Raw genomic sequence first — 22,780 nt, forward strand, 5'->3', positions numbered from 1 at the left:
CTGTATGGGCAGCCTCTTAAACTCAGTCCGTTCTCCAAAGGATCTGCAGCAGCTGACGCCGGAGCAGTTGCCTCAATTATGCGCAGAGATCCGTGAAAAAATAATTCAGACCGTCTCCACTAACGGAGGACATCTGGCATCAAATCTCGGGGTTGTGGAACTCACGGTTGCGCTGCACCGGGTTTTTCATTCACCGGAGGACAAAATTGTCTGGGATGTCGGACATCAGGCTTACACACATAAAATGCTGACCGGAAGACTGGACCGGATCGGGACGATACGGACACGCGGAGGACTTTCCGGGTTTCCCAATCGTCAGGAAAGCCCTCATGATCCATTGACTTCCGGGCACAGCAGCACTTCCATATCGGCGGCACTGGGCATCTTCAAAGCAAAGGAACTAAAGGGTGACGCGGGCCACGTCGTCGCTGTAATCGGGGACGGCGCGCTGACCGGCGGTCTTGCTTATGAAGGGATGAATAACGCGGGCCGGCTTCACAAAAATTTTATTGTTATTTTAAACGACAATAAAATGTCAATATCCCGCAATGTCGGATCCATGGCGCGCTATCTCGCGCGAATTCGTACAAAGCCGTCCTATTTTAGAATCAAAGGTAATATTGAAAATACTCTTGATCATATTCCGGGAGTAGGAAGACCATTTCGGCATGCCTTGACGAAATCAAAATCCATTCTGAAACAACTTCTGTATAACAGCACGATCTTTGAGGATATGGGTTTTTACTATTACGGTCCGTTTGACGGACACGACACGGAAAAGCTGATGGAAGTCTTTCAAAATGTCAAAAGTATTCCGCACCCCGTTTTGATTCACGTTCTAACACGGAAGGGAAAGGGATATTCCTATGCGGAGGAAAATCCCAAAGCCTTTCACGGGGTTTCCTGCTTTAATGTCGAGACCGGGAAAGCGGTAACGGCTGCGGGCAGTTTTTCCTCGGTTTTTGGCAGCAAACTCTGTTCTCTTGCCTCTGAGGATGAAAGAATCTGTGCCATAACGGCCGCAATGCAGGAAGGCACGGGTTTATCAGTCTTTTCGCAAAAGTACCCGGAGCGTTTTTTCGATACCGGTATCGCGGAAGAACACGCCGTTACGTTCGCGGGCGGGCTCGCCTGCGGAGGAATGCTTCCTGTGTTTGCGGTTTACTCCTCGTTCCTGCAAAGGGGATACGATCAGCTGATTCATGATGTTTCCCTGCAAAGGACAAAAATCGTTCTTGCGGTTGACCGTGCCGGAATTGTCGGGGAAGACGGTGAAACACATCAGGGAATTTTTGACGCTGCTTTTCTGAAAACGATTCCTGGTATCACTATTTACTCTCCTTCCTATTATGATGAGCTTCAAAGCAGCATGAGACAAGCCCTTTACGATTGCGATGGACTGGCTGCGGTTCGTTATCCCCGTGGAGAACAGCTTTTTCGACCGTTTGATTTTCATGGGAGTCGTAAAGCCTATTGCCTTTACGGCAATGAATCCGCTGACATTGCACTCATTACTTATGGCAGGCTCTTTTCAAACGCATGTCAGGCGCTGTCCCTTTTGAAAGAAAGAGGGATTGAGGCCAGAATTATAAAGCTGAACCGGATCTTCCCAATCGACCGGGAAGCCATCCGGGAGGCACTGAAAGCAAAGGCTGTTTTTTTCTTTGAAGAAGGAATTGCACAGGGCGGCATCGGTGAACATTTTTCTTTTCTTTTGAACCAGGCCGCTTATCAAGGCAAGTTTTATCTCCGTGCGATCAACGGTTTTGTGCCGCATGAAACGATGATGCAGGCTTTGGAACAGCTTGGGCTCAGCGCCGGAGAAATGGCAGAATTGATTGTATCGGAGTGCTCGGATTGATTGAGAAAAAAAGGCTTGACTGCCTGATTTTTGACCAGGGCTATACGGAAAGCAGGGAAAAGGCCAAAGCGGTCATTATGGCCGGAAAAGTGTATGTAAACGGACAGAAACAGGATAAGGCCGGGACGATGTTGCCGCAGGACGTTCAAATTGAGGTTCGCGGCGACCGGCTGCCCTACGTAAGCCGTGGCGGTTTGAAGCTGGAAAAAGCTCTTGCATCTTTTCCGATTGATCTGAAAAATAAAGTGGTAATGGATATCGGCGCTTCAACCGGCGGTTTCACAGACTGCATGCTTCAGAACGGAGCAAAAAAGGTATATTCCATAGATGTCGGGTACGGTCAGTTGGCGTGGAAGCTGCGTACCGATTCCCGCGTGGTCAATCTTGAGAGAACCAATGTGCGTTATCTGACCGAAGAACAGATTCCGGAACCAATCGATTTTTTCAGCGTGGACGTATCTTTTATTTCTCTGCGTTTGGTTTTGCCGGTAGCTCACCGGTTTCTGGCGGCAAACGGCCAGGCCGTTTGCCTGATTAAGCCTCAGTTTGAGGCCGGCCGGGAGAAGGTAGGAAAAAAAGGAGTCGTCCGGGATAAAAGGGTACATGTTCAGGTAATTGAGCGAGTGATCAGCTTTGTGAAGGAAATCGGATTTTCTGTTCTTGGCCTGACTTTTTCGCCTGTTAAGGGGCCGGAAGGAAATATAGAATACCTGTTATCCCTTCAAAAATCCGATCTGCCCTCGGACTTTGCGCCGGATATCGCTTTATTGGTCGAAGAATCCCACCGGGAGCTGAATGGCGGTGAATCAAAATGAATGTCGCGGTGATTCCAAACCTGAGCAAAGATCATGCCGGACGCCATACGCAGAAACTCATTCAAAAACTGCGGGAACTTGACATGAATGTGCTGATGAAAGCGGAACTCCAACCAACCTTTCAGAATGCGGAAGCCGTTTTTTTCAATAACATGGCTGAGATGGTTCGGTCCTGTGATCTCATCATTGCCGTCGGCGGGGACGGCACCATCATTCACTGTGCCAGAAACGCCGCAGTCGCCGGAAAACCGATTCTCGGAATGAATACCGGAAGGCTTGGGTTTATCGCCGGTTTAGAGACTGATGAGCTGGACAGCCTGATGAAACTCAAAAATGGGAATTACTGCGTTGAGGAACGAATGATGCTGGAAATCCGGGTGAATGACAATGGTACGCCCAAGGTTTTTACAGCATTAAACGATGCCGTTGTCGCACGGGGAGCACTTTCGCGGATTCTTGATTTAAAGGTCAGACTGGACGATGCCAGAGTATGCGATTACCGCTCCGACGGTTTGATTATCGCGACGCCGACCGGTTCCACGGCGTACTCATTATCCGCAGGGGGACCGATTATCGACCCGGAACTGAGCTGCATTCTTCTTTCTCCTATCTGCCCGCACTCTTTGCTGAGCAGACCGGTGGTTTTTGGTCCGGGTGCAAAACTGTGCGTTCAGGCTCATTCCGACTACGAGAGTGAAATAATCCTTACGATCGACGGTGAGATATTTATCAAAATTCCGGACGGCACCAAAATCGAATTTTCCAAAGCGCCCGGCACCGTTAAAATAATAAAATTGAAAGACAGTAATTTTTACGAGATCGTAACCGATAAACTTGGAGAGAGGAGAAATGAGCATGAAAGAACGACGGCATGCGAAAATACTGGAATTAATCGGGAAATATTCCATTGATACGCAGGAGGAATTACTTCGCCGTTTACGCGATGAAGGCTATGAGGTGACACAAGCTACAGTTTCCCGCGACATTAAGGAGCTTCGTCTGATCAAAACGCTGACGGCAGGCGGCAAATACAGATATACGGTTGGGCAGGAGGAAGCGAAAGATTACACCACAAAATTCTATTCGCTTTTTTCCGACGCTGCTTTGTCGGTGAGATTTGCACAGAATATGATTGCCATAAAGTGCCTGACCGGAATGGCCAACGCTGTCTGTGCCGCAATGGACACCCTTCACTGGGAGAATATTGTTGGCACCCTCTCAGGGGACGATACCATTTTTATTCTGATGAGCGATGAGAACGCTGCGGAAGGGCTGTCTGCGGATCTGAAAAAATTTATCAGGTGATTGCCATGCTGACACAGCTTTATATTGAAAACATTGCCGTGATTGAAAAGGCGCGAATCGAATTCGGCGCCGGCTTTAATGTTCTGACCGGTGAAACCGGAGCGGGTAAATCCATTGTCATTGATTCCATCAATGCGGTCCTGGGAGAAAGGACTTCCCGGGAATTGATCCGCACGGGCGCAGACCACGCCCTGGTTTCTGCCGTATTCGAACTGAAAGACGGATCCGCGGTGCAAAAGCTGGAGGAATCGGGCTATTCTGTGGAAGAAGACGGAACTTTGATACTCCAGCGTGAAATCTCATCTGACGGCAAGTCTTCCTGCCGAATTAACGCGCGTCCCGCCACGGTTTCCGCCCTTAAGGGGATCGGCAGTATGCTGATTAACATCCATGGTCAGCACGAAAGCTACGGCTTGCTGTCGCCTGAATTACATATCGCTTATCTGGACAGCATGGGGCTGCCTGAAGCGCTTTTGAAACGCTACCGGGAGGCTTTCCATTCCATGCAGAATATGAAGGCAAGCCTGGATTCCAGTAAAATGGACCAGTCACAAAAAGCGCGGCAAATCGACCTTCTGACTTATCAGATCAATGAGCTAGAATCGGCGAACCTTCATCCGGGCGAGCAGGAAGACCTGAACCGTCAAAAGAATCTGTATCGGAATTCAGAGCGCGTTGCGCAGGCAATTTCACAGGCAAAGACCGCATTGAGCGGGGATGAGGAGACCGCCGGGGCGGTTTCGGCCGTATCGGATGCTGCCGATGCGCTGAACACCGCGGAAAACTATCTTCCCGAACTGCACGGTCTGGCGGAACGGCTGCAGGCGATTTCTTATGATCTGGAAGACTGCAGCGATGAAATGCGGAATTTTTCATCTCTGTTGGAGTATGATCCCTCGGAGCTGGACGAAATTGAGGCCCGGTTGGATTTAATTTACCGTTTGAGCTTAAAATACGGCGGTTCCGTCGATGAAATGCTGGAATACCTCGAAAAATGCAGGCAGGAGCTGAACGCAATCCAGCTTTCGGATGAAAACGCGGAGAAATTTAGAAAAGAATATCAGAAGTACCGGTTACAGGCGGAATCCCTGGCAACGGAACTGTCCGAATGGCGCGCCGGCGCGGCGGACCTTTTTACCCAAAAGGTGAAAGAGGAACTTCGTTTTCTGAACATGCCGAACGTATTGTTTGAAATCCGGCGGGAACAAGTCCCGATGAATGAAACGGGCTGCGATCGGATTGAATTCTATCTCTCAACGAATGCGGGAGAACCGGCGAAACCGATTGCAAAGGTGGCGTCGGGCGGCGAACTTTCGCGAATCATGCTTGCCATCAAAACGGTCCTTGCCGGCAGGGACGATATCGGCACCTTGATCTTTGATGAAGTGGACACAGGCGTCAGCGGCAGCGCGGCACAAAAGGTCGGGTTAAAGCTCCGGGAGGTATCGGGAAACCGCCAGGTTATTTGCGTGACGCACCTGGCCCAAATCGCCGCGCTTGCGGATACCCATTTCTTGATCCGGAAACAGGTTCGCAATCAGCGTACCTTCACCCAGGTTGACCGTTTGGACCGGGAAGGCAGACGGCAGGAACTTGCGCGTATTATGGGCGGAGAACAAATCACCCCGTTGATGCTGCAGAATGCCGAGGAAATGCTGCGCATGGCGCAAAACGATTCTTCGGGGTCTTGACAGGCACCTGAAAACATCTTATAATTTCCTTTGAACAGCTGAGAAGGGAAGAAGTAATCCGAAGCAAGAGTTCAGAGAGCCTGCGTTGGGTGCGAGCAGGTACGATCGCCGGATGAAATACATCCCGGAGCCGCCGAATTGAAATGCTAGTAGGTTCGGCCGTGAAAACGCACGTTACAGCGCGTGGGTATGGACTGTACCCGTAAGGCCGCTTCCGTGAGGAAGACGGTAAACTGAGGTGGTACCGCGGAATTTTCCGCCCTCTGCAAAAAATTGCAGGGGGCTTTTTGATTGTCCCCTGATAAAATGGAGGAACTCAAAATGGGTGTTTTTGAAATTTTGGAAGAACGAGGTCTGATTGCGCAGACAACGGACAGGGAAAAAGTCCGCCATTTGCTCAATGAAGAAAAAACCGCGTTCTATGTCGGGTTCGATCCGACTGCGGACAGCCTGCACGTAGGCCATTTTATTCCGATCATGGTCATGGCGCATTTGCAGCGCGCCGGGCACACTCCAATCGCGTTGTTTGGCGGGGGAACCGGCATGGTTGGCGACCCGTCCGGAAAAACGGATATGCGTAAAATGCTGACGGAAGAAGAGATCGCGCACAACATCTCATGCTTTCAGAAGCAGATGTCAAGGCTGATTGATTTTTCCGATGACAAGGCAATTATGGCAAACAATGCCGACTGGCTCACAAACCTGAATTATATCAATTTCCTTCGGGATATCGGCGTCTGCTTCTCCGTAAACCGCATGCTGAGCGCAGAATGCTATAAGCAAAGACTGGAACGCGGACTGTCCTTTTTTGAAATGAACTATATGATTATGCAGAGTTATGATTTTCTGGAGCTGAACCGCCGTTACGGCTGCAGGCTTCAGTTGGGCGGGGACGACCAGTGGAGCAATATTATCGGCGGCGTAGAGCTAATCCGCCGGAAGGAAAACCGGGAAGCTTATGGCATTACCGTTACCCTGCTGACAAACAGCGAAGGCAAAAAGATGGGTAAAACGGAAAGAGGCGCCGTGTGGCTGGATCCTCAGAAAACTTCTCCGTTTGAATTCTATCAGTACTGGAGAAACGTCGGGGACGCCGATGTGCTGAAATGCCTGAAAATACTGACCTTTGTCCCGATGGAGCAGATCAATGAATTCGCCTCGCTTTCAGGGGAAAAGCTAAATCCCGCAAAGGAGCTTCTGGCTTTTGAGGTAACAAAACAGATTCATGGCGAGGAGGAAGCGATTAAAGCAAGAGACGGGGCACAGGCTCTGTTTGGAAGCAGTTCCGATACGGAGCATATGCCGACCACGGAAATCTCATCTTCCGACCTTTCGAACGGAACCATCGGAGTTCTGGATCTGCTGATCAAGGCAAAACTTGCTTCGTCACGCGGCGAAGCAAGAAGGCTGGTCGTTCAGGGAGGTATCTCCGTTGATGGCGAAAAGGTGTCGGACCCAGCGTCCGTTTATTCAAAAGACGACTTTCAGGAAAATGAAAAATCTTGTCTGATTCTTAAAAAAGGCAAAAAAGTCTACCATAAAATTGTTTTGACACACTAAGCCGAGCCTGTTTGGAATGCTTCCAAACAGGCTTTTTCATCTTCACATGAAAGCACTCTTTTGCATTTGATTCGAAAAAAAGCTGCAAAAACAGGGAAAACCTCTGGAAACGTGTCAGATTTTGTGCATTAAAATGAAATCGCTCTTTCAATTCGAAAAAGATTGACACGGCTTTTGAAAAAGCATAAAATTATAGATATAAGTCTGAAAAGAGATACCTGACAAAAACAAGTCCCATACTTTGTGGTTGTTTTGGGGGGGGTGATGACGGCACACATGGAAAAAAATGACATGATCCGCGTTTTGAACGAAAATCATACCGACTTTTTAAGCCTTCAGTTTACCGATATTCCAGGATCTTTTAAAAATGTGACCATTTCCGCCGATCAGATCGAAAAGGCTTTCAATAATAAATGCATGTTCGACGGTTCTTCCATGGAGGGTTTTGTTCGAATTCAGGAATCGGACATGTATTTGCATCCCGACCCGGACACTTTTCTGATTTACCCATGGAACACGCAAAGCGGTCAAGCCGCACGGCTGATTTGTGAAATTGCCCTGCCTGACGGGACTCCATATGCGGGGGATCCCAGGCACGTGCTGAAACGCGCGTTGAAAAAGGCCGCCGATCAGGGTTTTACTTTTTTTGTCGGAACGGAGTGTGAATTCTATCTGTTCCAGACGGACGAATTAGGTCACCCGACAACCGAAACAAATGATACCGCCGGATATTTCGATCTTGGCCCTTTGGATCAGGGTGAAAACGCAAGGCGCGATATCTGCCTGAACCTTGAGCAAATGGGATATGAAATTGAAGCGTCTCATCACGAGGCCGCGTTCGGGCAGCACGAGATCGACTTCAAATATGCGGAGGCCCTGACTGCTGCGGACCGCTTTGTCACATTTAAAATGGTGGTTAAATCCTGTGCAAATGAAAATGGACTTTACGCCACTTTTATGCCCAAACCTGTTTACGGACGCGCGGGTTCCGGAATGCATATTAATCTTTCGCTGTTTCGGGACGGTCAAAATGCCTTTTATGACGAGTCCTCACAGAACGGACTCAGTCATATCGCCTTGAATTTTATCGCCGGCCTTCTGCTGCATATAAAAAGCATCTGCGCGGTTACAAACCCATTGGTTAATTCTTACAAAAGAATAATTCCGGGCGGGGAGGAAGCCCCCAGTTTAGTCGGCTGGTCCGCAAATCGCAGGGGCACCTTGATTCGGCTTCCCGCTTCACGGGGAAAGAGTACCCGGATCGATTTGAGAAATCCCGACCCAACATGCAATCCATATCTGTCTTTTGCATTGCTTCTTTCCGCCGGTATGGATGGAATAAACCGCGATCTGCTTCCGCCTCCTTCCATCGCTTCGGGGGAATCTTTTGAGGAAATTCAGAAAAACACGGATGTTTTGCCGGCGGATCTTGGAGAAGCGGTTCAGTTTATGAAAAGCGATCCTTTTGTGAAAGAGGTTCTTGGCGATCTTGTGTTTCATAAATATGTGGAAGCAAAAGAAGAAGAATGGCGGCAATATTCTACTTCGGTAACAGAATGGGAACTGCGCCGTTACTTAAACCGGCTCTAGATTCAAGCACCACATCCTACCCCTACGGAGTTGTTAACTATGAGCAGCATTGTCGTAGCGAATTCGAATCCGGATTATGCGAAAAAAATAGCGTCTGTCCTTCGATCAAGCGGCTTATATGTGGGCGGCGTCTGTACAACCGGTGCTCAGGTGATGGAATTTACCAGTAAGCATTATCATGGCGGCGTTGTGGTATGCAGTGTAAAACTGAGGGATATGCCTGCCGTAAATCTTCCTCGCGTGGCGGGTGCCTCGTATGATTTTCTTTTTTCTGGTCAGTTCACAGCTCGCTTCTATGAGTGAATCCTTGGAACAAGCTACTTTGATGCTTCCAATCAACAGGATGAATCTGATTTCCACTGTAAATATGTTTTTAAATCTGTCGGACTATACTTCTCTCAATATCAAAAAGAAACTGGCGGCGGGAAATTTAGACGAAAAGCAACTCATTAAAAACGCAAAGGATCTATTGATCGAACGTAATAATTTTACCGAACCGCAGGCGCATCGTTTTATGCAGAAGAAAAGTATGGATACCGGAAAAAAGATGGTCGAGACAGCCTTGATTATTTTAAATTCATAAGGAGGACTGCAGATGAATTTTACAAAGATGCAGGGGATCGGCAACGATTATATCTATATAAACTGTTTTCAAGAGAAAATTGGGAACCCTTCTGAAATTGCCGTCAAATTGAGCGACCGCCATTTCGGCGTTGGTTCCGACGGCATTATTTTAATTCAGCCGTCTTTGGCTGCCGACTGCAAGATGGATATGTACAACGCCGACGGTTCCCGTGGGAAAATGTGCGGAAACGGCATTCGCTGTGTCGGAAAATATGTTTATGAACGCGGCATTGCAAAAAAGGATATACTCACAGTGGAGACGCTTAGCGGCGTTAAGACATTACATTTGGATCTCGACGGCGGTCAGGTGTCAGCGGTTGAGGTCAACATGGGAAAACCGGTCCGGAAAGCTTCCGAAGTTCCCGTGCTTTTTTCAAAAGACCGTGTTTTGAACGAACCTGTTATCGTTGACGGAAAAGAGTACCGGATCACATGCGTTTCTATGGGAAATCCCCACTGTATTGTTTTTGTCGACGATGTTGATTCCATAAAATTAGAAAAAATCGGGCCTTTATTCGAGCATTACCCAATGTTTCCCGACCTGGTCAATACGGAGTTTGTACAGGTTTTGGGAAAGAATGAATTGAAAATGCGGGTCTGGGAACGCGGTTCCGGCGAAACCCTCGCCTGCGGAACCGGCGCCTGCGCGGCCGCATGTGCCGCCGCATGGAATCAGTTTGCTGAGCGCCAGATAAAAATTCATTTGAAGGGCGGGGATTTATCCATCCGCTGGGACGGCAATTCCGATGAAATTTTCATGAAGGGACCAGCGAAATTTGTCTTTGACGGAACGGTAGAAATATGATATCATATTCATTCGGAATGTATATTCTGAATCGCTTGTGAAAGGAATGGCTGATTTTGCTAAAAATTAATGAGAATTTTGTGAAGCTGCCCGCAAGCTACCTCTTTGTGGATATTGCGAAAAAAGTGCAACTTTTTTCGCAGCAGCATCCTGAAAAGGAAGTTCTTCGTTTAGGGATCGGCGACGTGACCAGGCCTTTGCCGAAATCCGTGATCCAGGCAATGAAAGACGCCGCGGAGGAAATGGGGAGCTCGGCCACCTTTCGCGGATATGGCCCCGAGGCTGGATATTTATTCTTAAGAGATGCAATCTGCAAGAATGATTACCAAGGCAAAGGGATCGAGATAGACCCCGACGAAATTTTTGTCAGTGACGGTGCAAAATCTGATACGGGAAATATCGGCGATATCTTCGACCGTGAGAATACCGTAGCGGTCTGTGATCCGGTTTATCCCGTTTATGTTGATACGAATGTCATGGCGGGACGAGCGGGGGATTATTCGGCCGATGCCGGTTGGAGCAAAATCATTTATATGCCTTGTAAAAAAGAAAACGGATTTCTGCCGGAGCTGCCGGAAGAGAACGCTGATATGATTTACCTTTGTTTTCCAAATAACCCAACCGGAATGGGAATTCACAAGGATGAGCTAAAAAAATGGGTCGATTATGCTTTGGAGCGTCATTCCGTCATCCTGTATGACGCCGCTTACGAAGCATTCATCACGGACCCGGAAATGCCCCACAGTATTTATGAAATCGAAGGCGCCAAAAAATGTGCGATCGAATTCCGCAGCTTTTCCAAAACGGCCGGATTTACCGGGGTTCGCTGCGCGTTCACGGTGATACCGAAAGAGCTCACCTTTAACGGAATTTCTTTAAATCGACTCTGGGGACGCCGTCAATCAACGAAAATGAACGGTGTTTCCTATATAGTACAGCGCGGAGCGGAAGCGGTCTATTCCGAAAAGGGAAAGCGCGAAGTCCGTGAAAATATCGCCTACTATCAAAATAACGCAAAAATCATCCTGAACGGTCTGGCTCATGCTGGATTTGAAGTATACGGCGGAGTTAATTCGCCTTATATCTGGCTGAAAACACCGGAACGCCTTTCTTCCTGGGAGTTCTTCGATCTTCTTCTGGAAAAAGCAAATGTTGTAGGAACACCCGGCTCCGGCTTTGGACAGGCAGGCGAGGGATATTTCCGTCTGACCAGCTTTAACACGACGGAAAACACGAAGGAAGCCGTTGAGCGAATTATTAAGTCCTTTTCCGCCGCTTAATTAGGACATTGAAAACAGATATTAAGAAATGGTTGGTGATAGAATGAAAGCACTGCTGATGCTTGAAAACGGCATGACTTTTGAGGGATTGGGTTTTGGCGACGAACACGACACCCTCTGTGAAGTCGTTTTCAACAGTGCAATGTGCGGTTATCCAGAACTCCTGACAGATCCGTCCTATGCCGGGCAGGGCGTTGTGATGGCATATCCCCTGATTGGAAATTACGGGGTCTGCTACGACGACATGGAATCCGTCAGGCCGTGGGTCTCCGCTTATATTGTTCACACTCTTTCCGAAGTACCGAGCAACTTTCGCTGTGACGTTGACCTGAATACATTTCTAAAGAACAACCATATTCCCGGCTTGCAGGACGTTGACACAAGAACTCTGACAAAGGTGCTGCGTGAAAGCGGAACAATGCGAGGGATGATTGCTTACGGGGATCATATTGACGCGGACACGATGAAAAATAAAATCCGGTCCTTTACCCTGAACCCGACCGTTCCGATTGTCAGCTGTCAAGAAAGCTCTGTTTACGGTGACGGGCCGATTCGTGTTGCGTTGCCCGATTATGGAGTGAAGAATAACATTATTCGTTCCCTTGTAAAACGCGGATGTACGGTAAAGCGTTTTTCATACGATACTTCTTTTGAAGAGATGATGGAATTTAAGCCGGATGGAATTATGCTGACGAACGGTCCGGGAGATCCGAAGGACTGCAAAAAATCTATTTCCGAACTCAAAAAAGTATACTCATACGGGATTCCCACTTTCGCGATCTGTCTCGGACATCAGCTGATGGCGCTTGCCATGGGATTCGATACTTATAAATTAAAATACGGCCATAGAGGAATTAATCACCCTGTCAAGGATCTTTCGGAGAACAGGGTCTTTATCACTTCCCAGAACCACGGCTATGTGGTGAATGGCGAAACAATTGATCCTTCAGTTGCGGACATTCGTTTTATCAGTATGAACGATGGCAGCATTGAGGGATTAACTTATAAAAGCGGTAAAGTATTTTCCGTGCAGTTTCATCCGGAGGCCTCACCGGGTCCTCTCGACACCGGTTTTCTTTTTGATAAGTTTATCACCCTGATGGGAGGGAGCCGTCTTTGAGCAAGAGACAAGATATTAAAAAAGTCGTGATTATCGGTTCCGGGCCAATCATTATCGGTCAGGCCGCGGAATTTGACTATGCAGGCACGCAGGCCTGCCGCGCGCTTCGCGAAGAGGGGATAGAAGTTGTCCTGATTAACTCGAACCCCGCGACGATTATGACGGACAGGCAGATCGCGGACAAGGTTTATATTGAACCTCTGACGATTGAAACCATCAAAAAAGTGATTCTGAAAGAGAATCCCGACAGCATTCTTCCGACTCTGGGCGGACAAAATGCGCTGAATCTGGCGGTTGAGCTGGAAGAATCCGGTTTTCTGAAACAGAATCACGTGGAAATGATCGGAACGGATGCCAATACGATTCGTATGGCGGAAGACCGCGAATTGTTTAAAGAGGCCATGGAACGCATTCGCCAGCCGATGGCGGAAAGCTCTATCGCGGAAAATATGGAAGAATGCCTGAATGCCGCTCAGAAGATCGGGTACCCGGTTGTCGTGCGCCCCGCATACACTCTGGGAGGAACCGGCGGCGGCATTGCGGCGAACGAGGAAGAGCTGATCAATATCGCTACGGTCGGTCTGCACAGAAGCCGCGTCCATCAGGTTCTGATTGAACGCTGCATCGCAGGCTGGAAAGAAATCGAATATGAAGTAATGCGGGATAAAAACGACAACTGCATCACGGTCTGCAACATGGAAAACGTCGACCCGGTCGGCGTGCATACCGGTGATTCCATCGTTGTCGCACCCTGCCAGACGCTTGCGGATAAGGAACTTCAGATGCTGCGCAGCGCAGCGCTCTCCATTATCCGGGAGCTGAAAGTGGAAGGCGGCTGCAACGTCCAGTTCGCACTAAATCCGGACAGCTTTGAATATGTGGTCATTGAGGTAAACCCCCGCGTCAGCCGCTCTTCCGCTCTGGCATCCAAGGCGACCGGCTATCCCATCGCGAAGGTGGCTTCAAAAATCGCGCTCGGCTATACGTTGGATGAAATTCCGAACGCGATTACGAAAAAAACATTTGCCTGTTTTGAACCGACACTGGATTACTGTGTTGTAAAAATTCCACGCTGGCCTTTTGACAAGTTCGTTTTTGCCAAGAGGATTCTTGGGACACAGATGAAAGCCACCGGAGAGGTTATGGGCATTGCGCCGGACTTTGAAGCCGCGCTGATGAAAGCAATCCGCTGCTTGGAACAAAATGTTTACAGCCTGATAGATTCTTCCTTCGCCGCGCTCTCTGACCCGGAGCTGGAAAAGAGGCTGCACGTCATCGATGATCGCCGTATGTGGGCGGTCGCGGAAGCGCTGCGGCGCGGTGTTTCCTTTGACCATATCTTTGAAATTACAAAAATTGACCGTTGGTTTTTACAGAAATTTTATAACATCATTCAGGTAGAAAAAGAACTCGCTCAGAGGGAACTGGATTACAGCCTGCTTCTAAAAGCCAAAAAATACGAGTTTATGGATAAAACCATTTCCGAACTGTGCGGCAAAAGCGTTGAAGAAATTCGCTCGTTTGAAAAAGAATGGAAGATCCGCCCGGTTTATAAAATGGTCGATACCTGCGCCGCGGAGTTTGACGCGGAAACGCCCTATTATTATTCCAGCTATGGAACCGGGAACGAATCCGTTCCGCAGAAGGAACGGAAAAAGATACTGGTAATCGGGTCCGGTCCGATTCGAATCGGGCAGGGGATCGAATTCGATTTCTGCTCCGTACACAGCGTTTGGGCACTGAAGGAACTGGGCTATGAGACGATTATCGTAAACAACAATCCGGAAACCGTCAGCACGGACTTTGATGTTGCCGACAAACTTTATTTTGAACCGCTGACGGAGGAAGACGTTCTTCATATCGTCATGCTGGAAAAGCCGGACGGCGCGGTCGTTCAATTCGGAGGCCAGACCGCGATTAAACTGGCGCAGACGATTGAAAATATGGGCGTTCCTCTGCTTGGAACCAATTATGACAGCATCGACGCCGCGGAAGACCGCGAACGGTTCGACGCCATTTTGAATCGGTGCGGCATTCCGCGCGCGGAAGGCCGAACGGTATTCACCTGTGACGAAGCGATCGCAGCCGCGCGGGAACTGGGTTACCCGGTATTGGTTCGGCCCTCTTATGTTCTGGGCGGACAGGGAATGCAGATTGCTTACTCCGACGAGGATGTGATTCAGCAGATCGGCATCATTAACCGTGTGGCGCAGGAGCATCCGATTCTGGTCGACAAATACATTATGGGAATTGAAGTTGAGGTTGACGCTGTTTGCGACGGCACCGATTCCGTCATTCCAGGCATCATGCAGCATATTGAACGCGCCGGTATCCATTCCGGCGACAGCATCTCGGTTTATCCAGCCATTGGCGTTGAAAAAGAGATGCAGAATAAAATTGTGGAATATACCCGCCGCCTGGCAAAGTCGCTGAACGTGATCGGTCTTTTGAATGTTCAGTATATTGTGAAGGATCATGAGGTTTATGTGATCGAGGCCAATCCCCGTTCCTCCCGGACGGTTCCTTATATCAGCAAGGTTACCGGAATACCGATCGTACCGCTGGCAGTCGGAACTTTCTTTGGAAAAAAGCTTCCCGATATGGGGTATCATTACGGACTTCAGCACGAACGGGATCTGGTGGCCATTAAAATGCCGGTGTTCTCCTTTGAAAAGCTGTATGGGCAGGATGTAAACCTCGGACCAGAAATGAAGTCGACCGGTGAAGTGCTCGGGATTGCGCGCACCTATGATGAAGCGCTGATTAAGGCTTTCTACGGTGCCGGAGTGCATATGATTCAAAAGGGACATGTCATCCTCACCGTCAAGGACGGCGACAAGGAAGAAATGCTTCCAATCGCCAGCGGGCTGTACGATCTTGGCTGGAAAATATACTCTACAAAGGGAACGTCCGACTTTTTGAACGACCATGGAATCCCCACGATTCGAACCAAGAAAATCGGAGCGGGAAAGCCGGACATTCTGGACCATATCATTTCCGGGGAAATCGACCTGGTCATCAACACTCCGTCAAAAGTGGATGAGCATAAACGCGACGGATATATTATCCGCCGGAACGCCGTGGAAGCCGGTATCCCGTGCTTGACCTCCCTTGATACGGCCAATGCGTTTTTAAACTGTGCTCTTCATGCGGACAGTATGAATCTTTCGGTCATCGATATCACAAAAGTTTCAACTTTTTTAAATTTCATATAACGTCTGGAGGAGAATAAAAATGAAAAAAATGGAACAGCTCTACGAAGGAAAAGCCAAGAAGGTTTTCGCAACCGACGATGCGGATCTTTGCATTGTCGATTACAAGGATGATGCGACCGCGTTCAATGGTCAGAAAAAGGGAACCATTATCGGCAAGGGCGTTGTAAACAATAAAATGTCAAACTACCTATTCAAACTTCTGGAGTCAAAGGGAATTCCGACACATCTCGTGGAACAGCTCAGCGATCGCGAAACGCTGGTCAAAAAAGTGGAGATTGTTCCTCTGGAAGTGATTGTTCGCAACAAGGCTGCCGGAAGCATGGCAAAACGCCTTGGCTTAAAAGAAGGGACCGAGCTTCTTTGCCCCGTCCTGGAATTCAGCTACAAATGTGACGAACTCGACGATCCTATGATTAACGAAAGCCATGCTCTGGCCGTAGGGTACGCGACAAAGGAGGAGATTGATAAAATTTCTTCCATGGCGCTGAAAGTCAATGAGATTCTCTGCGAATTTTTCCGCTCTGTTAATATTGAGCTGATTGATTTCAAACTTGAATTTGGACGCTATCACGGAGAAATTCTGCTGGCCGATGAGATCTCTCCGGACACCTGCCGCTTCTGGGACGTAAACACGCATGAAAAGCTGGATAAAGACCGTTTTCGCCGCGACATGGGCGGAGTAGAAGAAGCATACCAAGAGGTCATGGGAAGAATCGGTTTATAAAAGAATGGATGGTGATCTTTTGAATTGTTCCGTTTCGGAACCTGATTACGGACATCCGCATGAGGAGTGCGGTGTGTTCGGCGTTTATTCCGACGGCACGCTGGACCCATCCTATGCTGCATATAACGGGCTTCTCGCTCTGCAGCACAGGGGGCAGGAAAGCTGCGGCATCGCGGTGAACGACAAGGGTGTTATTTCTTATTATAAGGATATGGGGCTGGTCACGGAAGTGTTTAGCCACGAAATTCTGGACAGGCTCAGGGGGCAGATGTCCGTGGGACACGTCCGGTATTCCACCGCGGGCGCAAGCGTAAGGGAAAACGCTCAGCCGCTTGTGATGCGTTATATCAAGGGAACCCTTGCGATTGCACACAACGGGAATTTGACGAACGCATTCGAGCTGCACCAGCTGCTCGCAAAACAGGGCAGTATCTTTCAGACTACCATCGATACGGAAGTATTCGCTTACATGATCGCACGCGAACGGGTCGAGGCTCCTTCCATTGAGGAAGCTGTTCATCGCGCCGTAAAAAAGGTACACGGCTCCTATTCCATGGTGATGATGAGTCCGCAGAAGCTGATTGGCGTGCGGGATGTTCACGGGTTCCGGCCGCTTTGCATCGGCAAAATCAACAACTCCTATGTCTTTGCGTCCGAGACCTGCGCGCTTGACGCCTGCGGTGCGGAATTTGTCCGTGACGTGCTGCCCGGCGAGATTGTTGTGGCGGATGAAAACGGCCTGCGTTCCATCCGCGATGAAGTAACGGAAAAGAAATCGCTCTGCGTTTTTGAATATATTTATTTTGCAAGAACGGACAGCGTCATAGACGGCATCAGCGTTTATGAAGCGCGGAAAAAGGCAGGGCGACTGTTGGCCCGTCAAAATCCGGTTGACGCGGATATTGTCATCGGCGTCCCGGAGTCCGGAATCGACGCCGCAATCGGTTACAGCGAAGAATCAGGAATTCCCTATCAGAAGGGAATTGTGAAAAACAGTTATATCGGGCGTACTTTTATCAAACCAAGTCAATCGGAACGCGAAACCAGCGTGAGAATCAAGCTGAATTCTCTTCATACCGCAGTAAAGGGAAAGCGCGTCGTCATGCTTGATGATTCGATTGTACGCGGCACGACAAGCGCGCGAATCGTATCCATGCTGAAAGAAGCCGGGGCGAAGGAGGTCCATCTCAGAATCAGTTCTCCTCCGTTTTTATGGCCCTGCTACTATGGAACCGATATTCCTTCAAAAGATGATTTAATTGCCTGTCAGCACAGCATTGAAGAAATCGGCAAAATGAGTTTTGCCGACTCAATCGATTTTCTGAAGCTTGAAAATTTGCCAAAAATGCTGGATGTCTCAGGGATCGGCTGCAGCGGTATCTGCGACGCCTGCTTTTCCGGAAAATATCCGGCTGAAATCCCGAATTACCTGGTTGCCCAGAAAAATTATGATTACTGCACGCCGATCAAACGGCTGTAATCCGCATGGAGGCCCAAAGATTGAAAAACACCTATGAAACGCCGCTGTCTGCCCGGTATGCAAGCAGCGAAATGAGCTATCTGTTTTCTCCGGATAAAAAATTCCGCACCTGGCGAAAGCTCTGGATCGCCCTTGCTCAGGCGGAACGTGAACTCGGTCTGAATATTACTCAGGAACAAATCGACGAAATGATCGCCCATCAGGACGATATTAATTACGAAGTGGCACGGGAACGTGAAAAAATCGTTCGTCACGACGTTATGTCCCACGTCTATGCTTACGGGGAACAGTGCCCGAAAGCAAAACCGATTATCCATCTGGGCGCCACTTCCTGCTATGTAGGCGATAACACGGATCTTATCGTCATGACGGAGGCGCTCCGTTTAATCAGGGACAAGTTGGTCGGCACGGTCCGTATTCTATCCAAATTCGCTATGGAATATAAAGATCTGCCGACTCTGGCGTTTACCCATTTTCAGCCGGCCCAGCCCACAACGGTCGGGAAACGCGCGACCCTCTGGATTCAGGATCTGCTCATGGACCTGGACGATGTGGAATATCTGCTTTCGCAGGCAAAACTGCTTGGTTCCAAAGGAACGACCGGAACACAGGCCAGCTTTCTGGAGCTGTTCGACGGCGACCATGAAAAAGTAAAACGCCTCGATGACCTGATTGCCGAAAAAATGGGTTATCCGTCGTGTTTTGCCGTTTCCGGACAGACCTACACCAGAAAACTTGACAGCCGCACCCTTTCCGTGCTAAGCGGAATTGCTCAGAGTGCCGCGAAGTTTTCCAACGACATTCGTCTGTTGCAGCACCTGAAGGAAGTTGAAGAACCGTTTGAGAAAAATCAGATTGGTTCCTCCGCCATGGCCTATAAGCGCAATCCGATGCGAAGCGAGAGAATCGCGTCGCTGGCCCGCTATGTGATTGTCGACAGCCTGAATCCCTGCATTACCGAAGCGACGCAGTGGTTTGAACGCACGCTGGACGATTCCGCGAACAAAAGGATCAGTGTTCCTGAGGCATTTCTGGCGGTTGACGGAATTCTGAACCTCTATGAGAATGTTGCGGACGGTCTGGTTGTTTATCCCAAGGTGATTCTCCAGCATTTGAGCAGAGAACTTCCGTTTATGGCCACGGAGAATATTATGATGGACGCGGTGAAACGCGGAGCGGACCGTCAGCAGCTTCACGAAAGAATCCGTGTGCATTCCATGGCCGCTTCACGGCTTATAAAAGAAGAGGGCGGAGAAAACGATCTGCTGGACCGGATCGCAAACGACCCGGCTTTCGGCGTTACCAGAGAGGAACTGGACCGAGTCGTCAGTCCGGAGCGTTTTGTCGGCAGAGCTCCCGAACAGACGGAAGACTTTATCTGTGATATTGTACAGCCGATTCTGGAACAATATCTTCAGGTGAAAGAAACGAAGCCGGATATTAACGTTTAAATTGTTTTTCCCATCATTTTATGATATGATTAATAGGTTGTTGCAATGCTGCCTAAATCCTGCCGCAGGGCAGTATGTACTTTCCGTAGCGGCGCGGCGGAGTGATTTAAAATGATTACAGCTATTGTTGGTGCCAACTGGGGCGACGAGGGAAAAGGAAAAATTACGGATGTGGAAGCCGCCAAATCCGATATTGTGATCCGTTTTCAGGGAGGCAGCAATGCCGGCCACACCATTATTAACCACTATGGCAAATTTGCCCTCCATCAGCTTCCGTCCGGCGTTTTCTATAACCATACGACAAACATCATCGGGAACGGCGTAGCTCTGAGCGCAGAGAAGTTTATTGCCGAACTGCAATCCTTAGAGGAACGCGGGGTACCCAAACCAAAAATTATGGTTTCAAACCGTGCGCAGCTTGTCATGCCTTATCACATTCAATTGGATTCTTTTGAGGAGGCGAGGCTCTCCTCCCGTTCATTTGGTTCCACAAGATCCGGAATCGCACCGTTCTATTCCGACAAATTCGCTAAAATCGGCTTTCAGATCAGTGAGCTGTTCGGCGATCGGGCGTATTTGGAAGAAAAAGCAGAGCGGATTGCGACCTTGAAAAACATCTATTACGAATATTTATATCATCAGCCCAAACTAACTGTGGACGCGATTCTGCAGCAGCTTCTGAAATATAAAGAGATGCTGGCCCCCTATGTGGCCGATACTTTTGATTTTCTTTACAACGCGGTCAGAGAGGGGAAGAATATTCTTCTGGAAGGTCAGCTGGGGGCATTGAAGGACCCGGATTTTGGAATTTACCCGATGGTTACATCCTCTCATACGCTTGCCGCCTACGGCGCGGTCGGCGCGGGGCTTCCTCCCTACGAGATTAAAAATATTGTCACGGTCGTCAAGGCGTATTCCAGCGCGGTTGGCGCGGGAGAATTCGTCAGTGAGATATTCGGCGACGAAGCCGACGAGCTGCGCCGCAGAGGGGGAGACGGCGGAGAATTCGGTGCGACCACAGGGCGCCCCCGCAGAATGGGTTGGCTGGATCTGGTCGCATCCCGCTACGGATGCCGCGTACAAGGTGCCACTTCCGTCGCGTTCACCGTTTTGGACGCATTGGGATATCTGGATGAAATTCCTGTTTGCGTCGCTTATGAACTTGACGGAAAAACAATAGATTGTTTTCCCACAACAGCGGAGTTGAAACGCTGCAAACCGGTTTTGAAAAAACTTCCCGGCTGGAAATGCGATATCCGCGGAATTAAAAAGTACGAGGATCTTCCCGAAAGCGCACGCAACTATGTTGAATTTGCGGAAAAGGAAATCGGGGTTCCGATTCACATGGTCTCAAACGGTCCTTCCAGAGAGGATATCCTTTATCGGTAAAGTTCCAAAGTACAACCCAAACAGAAATCTGAAACGGTCGGTTTGGCTTCCTGCTGTAAAGCAGCGTGCCTGCCGGCGTTTTGGATTTACCTGATTTCAGCGTCTGAAAGAGGGGAAACTCAATGTGCGGTATCTTCGGATCTATCGGTTGTTTTATCCAGAACGCGAGGTATCCTGAAATCTTGCCGCCGTCTTGTGTTCCTTCCACTGCAGTTATTAGTTTATGCTGTTGCTTCCTAAAAGGTCTGCGGGATTGGCAGACCGCGTAATTTGTCCAAATCAGTCACCGTTATATAAGGAGAAAAACCGTATGAAACAAAACGAGGCAGTCCTAATTCTGGATTTCGGTGGGCAGTACAGTCAGTTGATCGCGCGCAGGATACGCGATCTGAATGTATACTGTGAGATTAAGTCCTATCAGACTTCCGCGGATGAAATCGCTTCTTCCGGCTATCATGGAATTATATTTTCCGGCGGACCGGATACTGTTTATGATGACCAAGCGCCCAAATGTGATAAAAAGATTTTTGACCTTGAAATTCCGATTCTCGGCATTTGCTACGGCGCTCAACTGATGGCGTTTTCACTCGGAGGGGAAGTTGACAGCGCAGCTATCCGGGAATACGGCAAAACAGAATTTCAAATCACTGCGGAATCTCCTCTTTTTCAGGGAATCGACCGGCGCTCGGTATGCTGGATGAGCCACACCGTATATATTAAAACTCCGCCGGCCGGCTTCCAGATTACGGCGGTCAGTTCTACCTGCCCGGTTGTCTCTATGCAGAATACGGAGAAAAAGCTCTACGCCACACAATTCCATCCTGAAGTAGAACATACGCTTCACGGTCAGGAAATTCTCCATAATTTTCTTTATGAAATCTGTAGATGCACCGGCGATTGGAAAATGGATTCTTTTATCCAGACTTCGGTGGAACAGATGAAGAAAACAATCGGGGAGAAAAGGGTGATTTGCGCACTTTCCGGCGGCGTAGATTCCTCCGTGGCTGCCGCACTGGTGCATCGTGCGGTTGGCAAACAGCTTACCTGTATTTTCGTCGACCATGGCCTTTTGCGCAAAGGGGAAGCAGAAGAAGTTGAGCGAGTATTCCGCAGCCAGTTTGATATGAATCTGGTTCGTGTCGATGCGCAGGCCCGCTTTTTAGCTCGTCTTTCCGGTGTTACGGAGCCGGAGCAAAAGCGTAAAATCATTGGGGAGGAATTCATTCGGGTATTTGAAGAAGAGGCCAAAAAAATCGGTCAGGTCGATTTCCTTTGCCAGGGAACAATCTATCCTGACGTTGTCGAAAGCGGAACCGGGAACTCGGCGGTCATCAAAAGCCACCACAATGTCGGCGGTCTTCCGAAAGATATTGGCTTCACGGGCCTTGTGGAGCCGCTGCGTTATCTTTTTAAAGACGAGGTAAGAAGGGTCGGCGCCGAACTGGGACTGCCTGATACGCTCGTGTGGCGCCAGCCGTTCCCGGGCCCCGGGCTTGCCATCCGGATCATGGGCGAAGTGACCGCAGACAAACTTTCTATTCTGAAAGACGCGGATGCCGTTTTTCGCGATGAAATTGCAAAGGCAGGGCTTGACCGGAAAATCAATCAGTACTTTGCGGTGCTAACCGGAATCAAAAGTGTCGGCGTCATGGGGGACGGGCGCACCTATGACAATACGATTGCGCTCAGAGGCGTTACCACTTCAGATTTTATGACTGCGGACTGGGCCAGAATTCCCTATGATGTGCTTGAACAGGCCTCCAGCCGCATCATTAATGAAGTTAAAAACGTGAACAGAATTGTTTATGATATTACTTCAAAGCCACCGGCAACGATTGAGTGGGAATGATTTGAGAAAATCGACAAAGCC

18 protein-coding genes and 1 other annotated feature are annotated in these 22,780 nt (G+C 49.0%); all 18 genes read left to right on the plus strand.

All coding sequences use genetic code 11. The annotated features are described in order from the left end of the window. Positions 1 to 4: 4 nt before the first annotated feature. A complete protein-coding gene (gene dxs, locus HCR03_RS02360) occupies positions 5 to 1,861 on the plus strand; it encodes a 1-deoxy-D-xylulose-5-phosphate synthase (protein ID WP_187036515.1) in 1,857 nt (618 codons plus the stop codon). Further along, the gene (locus HCR03_RS02365) at positions 1,858 to 2,676 is read left to right on the plus strand and encodes a TlyA family RNA methyltransferase (RefSeq protein WP_066650462.1); all 819 of its coding nucleotides are present in this window, start codon (positions 1,858 to 1,860) and stop codon (positions 2,674 to 2,676) included. Before dxs ends, HCR03_RS02365 begins: the two co-directional genes overlap by 4 nt. Next, the gene (locus tag HCR03_RS02370) at positions 2,673 to 3,587 is read left to right on the plus strand and encodes an NAD(+)/NADH kinase (protein ID WP_066650461.1); all 915 of its coding nucleotides are present in this window, start codon (positions 2,673 to 2,675) and stop codon (positions 3,585 to 3,587) included. Before HCR03_RS02365 ends, HCR03_RS02370 begins: the two co-directional genes overlap by 4 nt. Beyond that, the gene (gene argR / locus HCR03_RS02375) at positions 3,532 to 3,981 is read left to right on the plus strand and encodes an arginine repressor (protein WP_066650460.1); all 450 of its coding nucleotides are present in this window, start codon (positions 3,532 to 3,534) and stop codon (positions 3,979 to 3,981) included. Before HCR03_RS02370 ends, argR begins: the two co-directional genes overlap by 56 nt. A gap of 5 nt (positions 3,982 to 3,986) precedes the next feature. Next, complete coding sequence (gene recN / locus HCR03_RS02380) at positions 3,987 to 5,672, plus strand: DNA repair protein RecN (RefSeq protein WP_066650609.1); 1,686 nt, start codon at positions 3,987 to 3,989, stop codon at positions 5,670 to 5,672. A 31-nt stretch (positions 5,673 to 5,703) separates the two neighbouring features. Then, positions 5,704 to 5,939: a binding site (T-box leader), on the plus strand. A gap of 54 nt (positions 5,940 to 5,993) precedes the next feature. After that, positions 5,994 to 7,232 carry a tyrosine--tRNA ligase gene (tyrS, locus tag HCR03_RS02385; protein WP_156990936.1) on the plus strand — a complete coding sequence of 413 codons (1,239 nt, stop codon included), beginning with the start codon at positions 5,994 to 5,996 and terminating at the stop codon, positions 7,230 to 7,232. Between the two features lie 276 nt (positions 7,233 to 7,508). After that, entirely contained in the window at positions 7,509 to 8,822 is a 1,314-nt protein-coding gene (gene glnA, locus HCR03_RS02390; protein WP_187036517.1) for a type I glutamate--ammonia ligase, read from the plus strand. Positions 8,823 to 8,861: 39 nt separating this feature from the next. Beyond that, positions 8,862 to 9,125 (plus strand): hypothetical protein, encoded by a 264-nt coding sequence (locus HCR03_RS19620; RefSeq protein ID WP_228725066.1) that lies wholly within the window; start codon positions 8,862 to 8,864, stop codon positions 9,123 to 9,125. Further along, entirely contained in the window at positions 9,079 to 9,405 is a 327-nt protein-coding gene (locus HCR03_RS19625; RefSeq protein WP_228725067.1) for an ANTAR domain-containing protein, read from the plus strand. Before HCR03_RS19620 ends, HCR03_RS19625 begins: the two co-directional genes overlap by 47 nt. 12 nt (positions 9,406 to 9,417) lie before the next feature. Then, complete coding sequence (gene dapF / locus HCR03_RS02400; RefSeq protein WP_187036519.1) at positions 9,418 to 10,251, plus strand: diaminopimelate epimerase; 834 nt, start codon at positions 9,418 to 9,420, stop codon at positions 10,249 to 10,251. Positions 10,252 to 10,307: 56 nt separating this feature from the next. After that, on the plus strand, positions 10,308 to 11,531 hold the full coding sequence (locus HCR03_RS02405) for an LL-diaminopimelate aminotransferase (protein WP_187036521.1): 1,224 nt from the start codon (positions 10,308 to 10,310) through the stop codon (positions 11,529 to 11,531). Positions 11,532 to 11,574: 43 nt separating this feature from the next. Next, positions 11,575 to 12,651: a carbamoyl phosphate synthase small subunit gene (locus HCR03_RS02410; protein ID WP_066650451.1), complete on the plus strand. Its 1,077-nt coding sequence runs from the start codon at positions 11,575 to 11,577 to the stop codon at positions 12,649 to 12,651. After that, a complete protein-coding gene (gene carB, locus HCR03_RS02415) occupies positions 12,648 to 15,866 on the plus strand; it encodes a carbamoyl-phosphate synthase large subunit (protein WP_066650449.1) in 3,219 nt (1,072 codons plus the stop codon). Before HCR03_RS02410 ends, carB begins: the two co-directional genes overlap by 4 nt. Before the next feature lie 19 nt (positions 15,867 to 15,885). After that, on the plus strand, positions 15,886 to 16,590 hold the full coding sequence (gene purC / locus HCR03_RS02420; protein ID WP_066650448.1) for a phosphoribosylaminoimidazolesuccinocarboxamide synthase: 705 nt from the start codon (positions 15,886 to 15,888) through the stop codon (positions 16,588 to 16,590). A gap of 19 nt (positions 16,591 to 16,609) precedes the next feature. Then, a complete protein-coding gene (gene purF / locus HCR03_RS02425) occupies positions 16,610 to 18,070 on the plus strand; it encodes an amidophosphoribosyltransferase (protein ID WP_228725068.1) in 1,461 nt (486 codons plus the stop codon). Between the two features lie 20 nt (positions 18,071 to 18,090). After that, positions 18,091 to 19,521, plus strand: a complete 1,431-nt coding sequence (purB, locus tag HCR03_RS02430; RefSeq protein ID WP_228725069.1) for an adenylosuccinate lyase — start codon at positions 18,091 to 18,093, stop codon at positions 19,519 to 19,521. 111 nt (positions 19,522 to 19,632) lie between these two features. Continuing rightward, entirely contained in the window at positions 19,633 to 20,910 is a 1,278-nt protein-coding gene (locus HCR03_RS02435; RefSeq protein ID WP_066650443.1) for an adenylosuccinate synthase, read from the plus strand. Between the two features lie 310 nt (positions 20,911 to 21,220). Further along, positions 21,221 to 22,759: a glutamine-hydrolyzing GMP synthase gene (guaA, locus tag HCR03_RS02440; RefSeq protein WP_066650442.1), complete on the plus strand. Its 1,539-nt coding sequence runs from the start codon at positions 21,221 to 21,223 to the stop codon at positions 22,757 to 22,759. Positions 22,760 to 22,780: the final 21 nt, after the last annotated feature.

The sequence above is a fragment of the Caproicibacter fermentans genome, from assembly GCF_014303955.1.
GTDB classification, from domain to species: domain Bacteria; phylum Bacillota; class Clostridia; order Oscillospirales; family Acutalibacteraceae; genus Caproicibacter; species Caproicibacter fermentans.